Annotated in this window: 10 protein-coding genes and 1 pseudogene; 6 read left to right on the top strand and 5 right to left on the bottom strand. The window is 69.1% G+C overall.

Translation table 11 applies throughout. The features are described 5' to 3' along the window. Nucleotides 1–725 precede the first annotated feature (725 nt). Together ACWEJ6_RS53575 and ACWEJ6_RS53570 are read right to left on the bottom strand one after the other, a co-directional pair. Nucleotides 726–1,016, bottom strand: a complete 291-nt coding sequence (locus ACWEJ6_RS53575) for a BTAD domain-containing putative transcriptional regulator (protein WP_452433420.1) — start codon at nucleotides 1,014–1,016, stop codon at nucleotides 726–728. Beyond that, nucleotides 935–1,345, bottom strand: a complete 411-nt coding sequence (locus ACWEJ6_RS53570) for a hypothetical protein (protein ID WP_452433418.1) — start codon at nucleotides 1,343–1,345, stop codon at nucleotides 935–937. Before ACWEJ6_RS53570 ends, ACWEJ6_RS53575 begins: the two co-directional genes overlap by 82 nt. Nucleotides 1,346–1,595: 250 nt before the next feature. Here ACWEJ6_RS53570 and ACWEJ6_RS53565 point away from each other — a divergent pair, with 250 nt between their 5' ends. Next, nucleotides 1,596–1,850: a DUF397 domain-containing protein gene (locus tag ACWEJ6_RS53565; RefSeq protein WP_452433416.1), complete on the top strand. Its 255-nt coding sequence runs from the start codon at nucleotides 1,596–1,598 to the stop codon at nucleotides 1,848–1,850. Between the two features lie 101 nt (nucleotides 1,851–1,951). Here ACWEJ6_RS53565 and ACWEJ6_RS53560 read toward each other — a convergent pair whose 3' ends face one another. Continuing rightward, nucleotides 1,952–2,839, bottom strand: coding sequence for a helix-turn-helix domain-containing protein (locus tag ACWEJ6_RS53560; protein WP_452433415.1), 888 nt, complete (start codon nucleotides 2,837–2,839; stop codon nucleotides 1,952–1,954). Between the two features lie 1,266 nt (nucleotides 2,840–4,105). On the opposite strand from ACWEJ6_RS53560, the gene ACWEJ6_RS53555 reads away from it, so the two are divergent. Next, complete coding sequence (locus ACWEJ6_RS53555) at nucleotides 4,106–4,333, top strand: hypothetical protein (RefSeq protein ID WP_452433414.1); 228 nt, start codon at nucleotides 4,106–4,108, stop codon at nucleotides 4,331–4,333. A gap of 1,129 nt (nucleotides 4,334–5,462) precedes the next feature. Here ACWEJ6_RS53555 and ACWEJ6_RS53550 read toward each other — a convergent pair. Then, complete coding sequence (locus ACWEJ6_RS53550) at nucleotides 5,463–6,485, bottom strand: DnaB-like helicase C-terminal domain-containing protein (protein ID WP_452433412.1); 1,023 nt, start codon at nucleotides 6,483–6,485, stop codon at nucleotides 5,463–5,465. A 125-nt stretch (nucleotides 6,486–6,610) separates the two neighbouring features. On the opposite strand from ACWEJ6_RS53550, the gene ACWEJ6_RS53545 reads away from it, so the two are divergent. The 4 genes and pseudogenes from ACWEJ6_RS53545 (at nucleotide 6,611) to ACWEJ6_RS53530 (ending at nucleotide 9,297) form a co-directional block, all read left to right on the top strand. Next, the gene (locus ACWEJ6_RS53545; RefSeq protein ID WP_452433411.1) at nucleotides 6,611–6,757 is read left to right on the top strand and encodes a hypothetical protein; all 147 of its coding nucleotides are present in this window, start codon (nucleotides 6,611–6,613) and stop codon (nucleotides 6,755–6,757) included. Nucleotides 6,758–7,489: 732 nt separating this feature from the next. Next, a pseudogene (locus ACWEJ6_RS53540) lies at nucleotides 7,490–7,933 on the top strand (carbamoyltransferase C-terminal domain-containing protein); the annotation flags it as partial. A gap of 10 nt (nucleotides 7,934–7,943) precedes the next feature. Beyond that, nucleotides 7,944–8,420: an NUDIX hydrolase gene (locus ACWEJ6_RS53535; RefSeq protein ID WP_452433410.1), complete on the top strand. Its 477-nt coding sequence runs from the start codon at nucleotides 7,944–7,946 to the stop codon at nucleotides 8,418–8,420. Between the two features lie 493 nt (nucleotides 8,421–8,913). Beyond that, a complete protein-coding gene (locus ACWEJ6_RS53530; RefSeq protein ID WP_452433409.1) occupies nucleotides 8,914–9,297 on the top strand; it encodes a hypothetical protein in 384 nt (127 codons plus the stop codon). 42 nt (nucleotides 9,298–9,339) lie between these two features. Here ACWEJ6_RS53530 and ACWEJ6_RS53525 read toward each other — a convergent pair. Continuing rightward, nucleotides 9,340–9,547: hypothetical protein (locus ACWEJ6_RS53525; RefSeq protein WP_452433407.1), on the bottom strand; the 208-nt coding region annotated here is incomplete at its 5' end.

Here is a 9,547-nt window from a genome sequence, read left to right as displayed (position 1 = left end):
ATCCTGGCTCCACACCTACAATCACCACCGAGCACACACCGCACTCGGCGGCCACCCACCCGCCAGCCGCGTACCTAACCTCTCAGGTGAGTACAACTAGGGCTTTCCGCCGTTTCCACCAAGTCGTAAGCCACCGACCTGCGGTTTCAGGCCCGAACGTGCCCTGGATCATGGATTAGCTGCGGAACGCGGGGCTGCCGGCGCACACGTTTGTGCCGGCATCGCTGGAAGATCCCGGGCAGCGCCACGATGGTCGTCGGTCCACGCCGCTACGCCGCCCAGCCCGGCCCTGCCGCATAGCCCTGTGGTGATCAGCTCGGCGGGGCCTCGTGGACGGTCATACTGCCGCCGACGTTGTCGACGCGGGCGCCGGGGCCGCTGTTGATCTGGATGCCGATCGACGAGCCCGGTGTGGGCGAGGGAGGAAGGGCGGGGCCGGGATCGGTGTCGGGGGGTTGGGGTGTTGAGACTGCTCGTCATCTACAGAGTCGGCGTCATCGTGGTCGTGGGGGCTGAGAAGTGGTGTGGTGGGCAGGGTCGGCAGCGGGCCTGGGGTGCGCGGCCGGGCGGGGGCGGGTGGGGTGAGGCGGGCGTGTGCGACGGCCGGCTGAGGGCGGGGTCGTTGTTGAGGATCTGCGTGTACAGCTGGTTGAGCTCGGGCTGGGGACCAGGGATGCCTGCCGGAGGTGGTCGTAGTGCTCGCGGTAGGCGCGGGTGGCGTGGGCCTACCGGCCGGCCTGGTGGCAGGCGTGCGGGAGGAGGGCGGCGACGGTCTCGTCGGTGGGGTCGGCGCGGGCCAGGTGTTCCAGCTGAGGGATGATCGCGCCGTGACGGTCCAGGGTGAGTTCGGCGCGCAGGCATTCGAGCAGGGCCGCGCGGCGCTCGCCGAGCAGGCAGGCGCGGTAGTCCTCTGCCCAGGTGCCGCCTAGGCCGATCAGTGGTTCGGCCGGGCGTAGGTCGTCGCCGGCACCACCGTGGGGGTGCCAGTGGGCCAACGCTTGGCGCAGCAGCCGCACCGTTGTGGCCAGGTCGCCGGGGGCAGAGCACGGGCTGCGGCCAGGTCGTCATGGAAGCAGTGGGCGTCGCCCTGGTGGCGGGCGACGGGCAGGCGGTAGCCGTGTTCGTGCGCGGGCGGCATCGCCGGTGTGTCGTCCACGGCGCCGGTCGGGGTGGTGAGGTGGGCGCGGAGTTTGCTGGCGTAGCCATGCGGCAGGTCGCGGGCGGTGGCAGGTTGGTGGTCCCGCGGCCTGGTGATGAGTGTGTCGGCGGGAACCGGCCGGCCGAGGTCGGTTTGGCGGCCGTCGCCGGTGATGGCCTGGACCGGGCCCAGGAGCCGGAACTCCATGTCGTCTCCGTGGTATCGGGGGCAGCCGGGGATCTGATCGGACGCGGAAGCGAGGGGAACCGACAGTGCGGCAGGTATCCCTCGTGCGGGTTGGCCGCTGCCGCGCGGCTGTGCGCGGGCCTCCCAGATGTGCTGCCAGGTCCTGCCAGGTTCTCTCCAGGATCGCCTGCAAGCTGGCCGCCCAGGCCGGTGGCGCATCGTGGGCAGTGCCGGGCAGGAAGCACCTGCCGGAGCGAGAAGGACACAGGTAATGGCCATGGACAACGGGCAGCAGGCCGGGCCGCGGGGAACGGTCGCGTGGGTCAAGAGCGCCTACAGCAGTGGCGGCGGCGGCGATTGCGTGCAGCTGCAGCCGGCTGTCGGCGGGCTCGTCGTCCGTGACTCCAAGGTCCCCGACGGGCAGGTGCAGTGGTTCAGCCGCAGTGAGTGGGTGACGTTCCTGGCCGGGGTTAAGGACGAGCAGTTCGACCACTTGATCGGCCTGATCGACAACGAAGCGGCTTAGCCACCGAGGCGGAGCGTTCCAGGCAGCGTGCCGGAACGCTCCGCCTCGCCTGAAGTGAGCTGTTGGCCAGGGAGGACTGGCCGGAACGCGGACGATGATGGTCATGGCTCCTGCTCGCCGATCTCAGCGATGAGCTGCTGCAGGAACGCGCGGGCCTGTGCATCGAACAGCGCAGAGGCTCGCAGCAGATCCCATTGGCGGCGGTAGAGGTCGATGCTGTCGGGATCGGTGACGTATAGCTGGCCGTGCAGGGCCTCCACGGCCACCAGCGTGTCTTGCGGCTGGGCGCCCTGGTAGAGGGTGAAGCCGTGCAGGGCTTGGGTGTGGGCCTGATGGTGATGCGGGAGCAGCCCGATCCGAACGTTGGTCAGGGTGGTCAGGGAGGCGATGCGATCCAGCTGGGCCAGATGGTCGCGCACTGGGCCGTAGCGGGTGCGTAGCGCTGCCTCCCCGATCAGGAACTCCAGGTGCTGCTCACCGTAGAGAATCACTTGCCGGTCGATGCGGGCGGCGATCCAGGAAGCCACCTCCTCAGGCGTGTAGGAGATGACAAACGTGGTGAACATCTGGCGGGCGTAGGCAGCGGTCTGCAATAGCCCCGGAATTACGGTGAGCTGCAAGTTAAGCAGCGTTTGAGCGTCGATATCGCGGCGGCGGAGCTCCTCCTGGACGTCGGGGAGGGCCTGGGCGCGGGTCCGCCAGGTGTGCACTTCGATGAACGCTTCGCTGGTCAGCTCCCGCAGCGCCTCGCGCACCTCGAGGGGCGCGCCCACGGCCTCGGCCCACGCCTCGACCTCCGGCAAGGACGGCAACAGGGCGGTGGACTCGATCCGGGAGATCTTGGACTGGCTCACCCCCAGCCGGGCGGCCAGCTCGCGGCCGGACAGCCCGGCCAGGTCGCGCAGCCGCCGCAGCTCGGCCGCCAGCCGTTGGCGTTTCCCGCGCGGCTGCGGACGGTCGGCGTCCGGCGCGGTGCCCTCGTTCGTCACGTCGCCGACCTCTTCTTGTGCAGCCGCGGCTGGCAGCGACGCCACCCTGCACGCCCCATGATCCAAAATGATGCCATTCTCTCTCCCAATGATGACGATCAGGCGGGCCGCTATAAAAGCCGCTCCACAGACTGAGCCTTTTCATCCTCCTTGCCCAGCCCCCAGAGCAGGAGTGATGGCGCATCTCCCCCTCCAGCTCAGCTGCCGGAGGTCTGAGCTTTGTCGCGGGCCACAGGGTCAATCTTCGCCAGCCACTGCTCCTGACCTACGGCAATAGGATGAAAAGGCTCACTTATGTCCCTAGCGATACAGGCCGGTTCGGCCTCGTGCCCTTGACGTCCCGCGCGCTTACGATTCATCTTGACTCATTATGATGCACATCGATGATGATTCATAGAGCTAGGCCGGAAGAATCACCGCAACCCACGCATCAGGATGGTCGCCCGCCATCCCTCAGGCTCACCAGGGCTGGGCCCGATGGATCAGCGCGCCCTGCGAGCGATCAGCCTGGACACTGATCGGCCACGACCCGCCGCCGCCACACCAGCCACCCGATTCGGCAAGGCGCGCCCTGCGGCGGGTACGGACCTCACCCTCCCGGCCCGCCCTGGCCGTATGGGGACTCGCGCTAACCGCGCTGGCGCGGGTCAACCCGCTGCTGCCCGCCGCCCCGCTGCTCGCCCTACGCCGCCAGCAGTCCCACGAGCAGCCCCGAAACCGGCTCCGAGCCGGTCCGCGGGGCCGCCTGCGGGTGGCCCCTGGGTCGGCAACCGGGCGACGTTACGCCAAGCGACGGTGTCGTGCCCGTCTCGCCGACTCGCGTCGCCGGCTTCCGCCGCCGCGGCCTGGATGCCGGCGTTGCCGCTGAAATGGCCACAGCCAGGTGCATGCCAGGCGCTTCCCGCGCCCCCTGCCCGGTTGATCCGCAGCACCGGTCCCATGTGCCGCCGGCCGCAGCGTGCGTGCTGCGATAGCGGAACTGCCCGATCGGGTAACCCCGCCCCGTGGCGAACGTATCGTCATCGGCATCCCCGTGCCTGGAGGAGGCATGGCCCACATGGACGATTCCAGCGCTCCCATCCCCACACCGGATGAGCTTCCATCCGGTGATCCCACGCAGCCACCGGCCGTCCCTGGCCCGTCCGCCGATGTCCCCGCCGCGCCCCTGGTGGGCCTGCAGTACAACCTCGGCGAGGGCATGCGCGTCTACAACGCCCGCGACATCACCATCGCCCCACCCCCGCCCCCCCGCCGGAGATGCGCGCTGTGCCTCGCGACGTGGCCGCCTTCACCGGCCGCGACGCCGAACTGCGCCACCTGCTAACCGCCGCCGCGCTGAGCACTGGGACTGTGGCCATCCACGCCGTCGACGACATGCCCGGGGTGGGCAAGACCGCGCTGGCGGTGCACCTGGCGCATCTGCTCGCCGCCGACTACCCCGACGGACAGCTGTTCGTCGACCTGCACGCCCACCCCCGGCATCCCGGCCGCTGACCCACGTGAGACCCTGGGCCGACTGCTGGCCCGCACCGGCATGGACCCCCGCCACATCCCGACGACCTCGGCGAGCGGACCGCCCGCTGGGGCTCCCGCCTGGCGGGCAAGAAGATGCTGCTCATCCTCGACGACGCCTCCGGACCTACCCAGGTCGACTCACTGCTCCCCGGCACGCCCGGTTCCCTGGTACTGATCACCAGCCGCTCCCATATGATCGGCCTCGCGGCGCCGATGCCCTTCCCTTGGCCCCCTCGCTCCATCACACCGGCGACCTGCTGGCCGTCTCCGTTGGGCCGGAGCAGGCAGCCAGGGCGTACCGGCAGGCGCTGGACCTGGCCCAGTAAGTCAACAATCCGCTGGATGAGGCGCACGCGTTGGAAGGCATCGCCCGCTGTGTGGCCGCGGAGGGAGACCGAAATACCGCGGTGGCCAAGCTACGGCGGGCGGTGGCGCGTTACCAGCGGCTCGGCCTGCCCGAGGCCACCGCCGATTCTCTGGTCGTCCTGGAGTCCGGTGGTGACATACCGACTGCCTTGTGAGCCCAGAACAGCCGTATGACGAGCGTGAGTCGGCCGATCAGCGGTGGATGCTCAATTTGATTGGCCGCGCGTTGACCTGACCCGCTCGAACAACCCGGCCTGCTGCCGGCGGCGCTTGTCATGCGGCGCAACGGCCTGCACGAGGTTTCGAACAACGGGCCGCGGGTGGAACTGTCCGCCAGGCATGAGACGCCTTCCGCTCACATCTGGCGAAACCGCAGCCCCTGCACTTACCAGTGCAGGCACCCGACCGGGCCCGGGCGCTTCTCGTGCCCGGTCATCGGCGGGGCCCATCGCGGGCGAGTCCTGCCTTCGCCACAGAGGAGCAACCGCCAGGAGCGCTGCGGCGCGCCAATCAGGCGGCGTCGCGTCGGCGCGGGGCCGCCGCGAACTGGCCGCACCGGACAAGCCGTGCGGGGCGCGGCGGGACGGCGTCGAGTGTTGCCTTCGCAACGGTGCAGGGTCTGCGGGCATAGCCGCTGCGCCGCACCACTTCCACGCGCTGTCGGCTCCGTGTGATCCCGTACGGCGCGCTGCCCCCGCCAGGCGATCAGCCATCTGCAGACCGGCGCGCCCAACGGGCCCGACTACTCGCCGTCCTCAAACGGTGGGGTGGGGCACGGGGTCTGGAACAGATTCGAGACTCCGAAGCGCGACACCGGTGTGGTCGCTGGCTCTGGTGCCGTCGCCTCGCCCTGCGCCATCTCGACGAAGCGGCTGTAATGCGGCTGGAAGGCGACAGTGACCGTTGCCTCAGGCCCGCTTCTGTGCTTGGCCACGATAAGGTCAGCCTCGCCTGCGCGAGGGGATTCTCGCTCGTAGGCGTCCTCTCGATGAACCAGGATGATCAGATCAGCCGCGAAGGTGATTGCGCCTGATTCGCGAAGATCATCGAGGCGAGGGCGCTTGCTGATCCGGTGCTCAGGGCCACGGTTGAGGTGAGCGGTGGCCATGATTGCCACGTTCAGCTCACGGGCAAGGGTCTTCAGGTCGCGGACGACATCCCCGACCTCACGCTCGCGCAGGTCGTTGCGCTTGTCAGGTCGAATGCCTTGAAGGCCGTCGATGGCCAGCAGGCGCACCCCATGCTGTGTCACAAGGTCACTCGCCCGGGAGGCGATGTCTGACACGGTCGCGGACGCGGGGGCGTCGACCATCATCGGAGCGGCCTGGAACTCCTGAACCCTTTGAGCGACTCGTTCCCATCCAGCCGGATCCACCAAGTCGCTCTGCAGGGCATGGCGCGCTACACGAGCTTCCGCGCTCAGGAACCGCACGAAAATATCGGGACGGCTCTCCTCAAGTGTCCACAGCGCCGTCGGCGTAGCGTCGCGCAGAACGTTGCGACGGCAGATGTCGGTCAGGAGCGTCGTGCGGCCTATGCCGGGGCGCGAGGCGATGATCGTCAGGGTGCGGGGGCGCAGCCCTCCGGAGGTGAGCGCGTCGAGGTCCTCGAAACCGGTGGGCAGTGGATGGCCGTACTCCATGGTGGTGGCATCAGCCAGAGTCGGCCCATACATGTCGACGGATGCGATGGGATCTCCCCAGGTGCGAAGGTGATGGCAGGACAGCGACGGCCTCGGGAACGAGCCGGAGAATTCGACGGGCATGTGTCGGGAACGTCGGACTGTCGTCGCAGCGGTGACGGCGGGCTCGCAACTCGAGATGGGCACAGTAGTACAGATGCCATCCCCGACACAGCGAAGATGACGAATGCCAGTGTGACCAGGCCTACGTGAACGACACCGTCGTCTACGACAACCTTGCCGGCAAGCCATCACGTCGAGCGCCGAGGCATGACGAAGCGCTCCCTTGCGGCGCGCGACTTCCAGCAGCTGACGTGCATGCGCAGAACTTCCTCACCGAGCCCGAACCCAGCTGATCGTTCGGTCTGGAGGAGGAGGCACCGTCGTCCAGCACCAACCGTACGGCGGCCGCTGCTGCGGCTCACTTAAGTGGCGGGCGGAACCTTGGACGGGAACTCCTGCGGACTGAGCGGCTGCTAAACCGTCTGTGAAGGCCCAGCCCATCAGGTCCCGCACCGCCCGCCTGACCCGCACCCACGCCGCCGGCGTGGCCGAACTCGCCGCACGTACCGGCTGGGACTTCGGCCCCCCAGACAGCCTCGGCAACGACACGCGCGGCATCAACGCCGCCGCCTACCTGCGGGCCCACGAACAAGCCCTGTGCGCGCTGGCCGAACAGACCATCGCCGCCACCGGACAGGGCCACCTGCGTTTCGCCGGCGGCGTCGCCCTCAACTGCGTCGCCGCCGACAAACTCCGCCGCCTACCGGCCGTCACCGGATACTTCGCCCCGCCCGCCGCCTCCGACCGCGGCCAAGCCCTCGGCTGCGCCCTGTACGGCTGGCACCGGCTGACCGGCGAGCTGCCGCGCCGACCCTTGGCCATCGACCCCTTCGGACGCACCTACAGCGACGCCGAGATCGAACAAGCCCTGCTGCGCGACCCACGGTCCGGGCTCGTCGAACGCCGCCACACCCCCTACCAGTGGCGCCGGGAGAGCGACATCGCCCGGGCCGCCGCCCAGATGATCGCCGCGGGAAAGATCGTCGGCTGGTTCGCCGGAGGCGGCGAACTCGGCCCCCGGTGCCCTCGGCCACCGCAGCATCCTCGCCGAGCCTCGCACCACCGCCAGCTCGCAGGCGCTCAACGACCGCATCAAGCACCGGGAACCCTTCCGGCCCTTCGCCCCCGCCGTCCTGGCCGCCCACGCCCAAGACTGGTTCGACCTCGACGTGCCCTCCCCGTTCATGCTCCTGGCCCCGCCGGTCCGCCCGGAAACCGCAGGCAAGATCGCGGACGTCGTCCACATCGACGGGACCGCCCGCGTCCAGAGCGTCGAGCCCGACCACTCCCCGGCCTTCGCCGCGGTGATCGAACACTTTCACCAGATCACCGGCGTACCCCTCGTGCTCAACACCAGCTTCAACGACCGCGAGCCCATCGTGGAAACCCCCGCCCACGCCCTGGCCACCTTCCAGGCGTGCGACCTGGATGCCGCCCGCATCGGGGACTACCTGATCGTGCGCGGCTGACACTGCCACAATGAGCGACATGAGCACCCCACCGCTGCGCGCAGCCGCCCGCGTCATCGCCCTGGACGACGACCAGCGGGTGCTACTGCTGCGCTACGCGGAGAACGGCGGCTTCTGGGCCACCCCGGGCGGCTCTCTCGACAACGGCGAGGACCACACCACCGCACTGCACCGCGAGCTTCGCGAAGAGCTCGGCATCAAGGAGGGCGCCGTTCGACTGGGCGCCCTGATCGCCGAGCGTGGCAAGGAACATCAGGTCGGCGGCCAGCGGGTTCTCCAGGTCGAGCGGTACTACCTCGCGCGGATCACCGCCGACGATCTCGCCCGCGACCGCGCCACCCAGCCCGACACCATCCAGGCCCACCGCTGGTGGACCCTCGATGATCTACGCTCGACCAGCGAGACCATCTATCCGATCGGCCTCGATGCTCTCATCACTGAACTGTTGAGCGTAGGCGTGCCCGAGCGCCCCGTCCACCTGCGGTGACGCGCTGCCTCTACCGCGACAGGGCCAAATCACGCACCCCCACGGTGACAGGCCCCCACCTCTCCGCCCGCGTGGCTGTCTCGCCATGATTTCCGATTGGCCTCACCAACTGACAACGCCGGTGCGGGCGCTTACGGTCAGGGCATGGCTCGCAAGCGCCCCAACCCGAAGAAGGACAAGTCCGCGCGGCGCCGCCGGCCCAAGGTGGTCCTACCTGCCGGGCTGAGACGCGCTCGCCTGGAGCAGGAGTCGCTCTTCACGGTGATGTCCTCGCCCCCGCCACAGGCGCTTCCGTCGGTAGCGCTGACGGGCGTGTGGCTATGGAACCTGGCCCAGGACGACGCCGCGACCGCGCACTGCGTGGATGGCTGTCTGACTTTGCACTACGCCCTGGCCGAGTACGGGAACGACTCGCGGGTGGAGGCGATCGGACTGGAGATCGAGGGCAACGGGAGCCACACCCGGTGCCGTGGTACCCGGCACGCGGCGGGCGATGCTGCCTCTGCTGAGCCGCCTGCCCGCGCCAGACGGGCTGGGCGATGAGCCGATCGCGGTGGATCGGGGTGATCACCTGGTGATCTACCTGCCCGTACTCCTCTCTCAGCGCCAGCTTTGGCGCAGCCCCATCCATACCCGCCGGGCGGTCGAGTACCGCCAGGCCGCCGCGAACCTGGCCGCCAACGTGTTCGCCATGCTGGCCCTGCCCGGCCTGCGGGAGAAGATCGAAGCCTCGCCCTACCCGCGACCGCGAACGTCGCTGACCGCGCTGCGGGGAGCAGAGCCGGTCGCTGACGGCAGCGGCCTCCGGTTCAAAGATCCCCAGACCGGTAGGGAACTACGACTGGCCGACGTGCCTGACCGGTGGCCATCCGGATGAGTCGGCCCGCCTAAGTGGTCTGCGTCGTAAATCCTTCGGGGGTTATGCGGCGGTCTCCAGTACGGCAGGCTGATGGTCGCAGTCATCGCACTGCTGGAGGTTGGACTCTTTCTGTTCGTGTCGCTCGATCCGGGCCAGCAGGTCCTCGAGGTCGGCCGGAGTGAACTTCCATCTGAAGGGCCGGGCGGTCGCGTTGTAACGCCACTCGAAGGCGACCAGCCGGTCTTCGGCCTGGTCAAGACTGGTGAAG

The organism is Nonomuraea sp. NPDC004702, assembly GCF_053601695.1.
This window is presented reverse-complemented; position numbering and strand designations above follow the sequence as displayed.

What these genes read in the sequence shown, in the direction of transcription:
- ACWEJ6_RS53535 (WP_452433410.1), top strand. Translation starts at nt 7,944, where the DNA reads ATGAGCGACATGAGCACCCCACCGCTGCGCGCAGCCGCCCGCGTCATC.
- ACWEJ6_RS53530 (WP_452433409.1), top strand. Translation starts at nt 8,914, where the DNA reads ATGCTGCCTCTGCTGAGCCGCCTGCCCGCGCCAGACGGGCTGGGCGAT.
- ACWEJ6_RS53570 (WP_452433418.1), bottom strand. Translation starts at nt 1,345, where the DNA reads ATGGAGTTCCGGCTCCTGGGCCCGGTCCAGGCCATCACCGGCGACGGC.
- ACWEJ6_RS53565 (WP_452433416.1), top strand. Translation starts at nt 1,596, where the DNA reads ATGGCCATGGACAACGGGCAGCAGGCCGGGCCGCGGGGAACGGTCGCG.
- ACWEJ6_RS53550 (WP_452433412.1), bottom strand. Translation starts at nt 6,485, where the DNA reads ATGCCCGTCGAATTCTCCGGCTCGTTCCCGAGGCCGTCGCTGTCCTGC.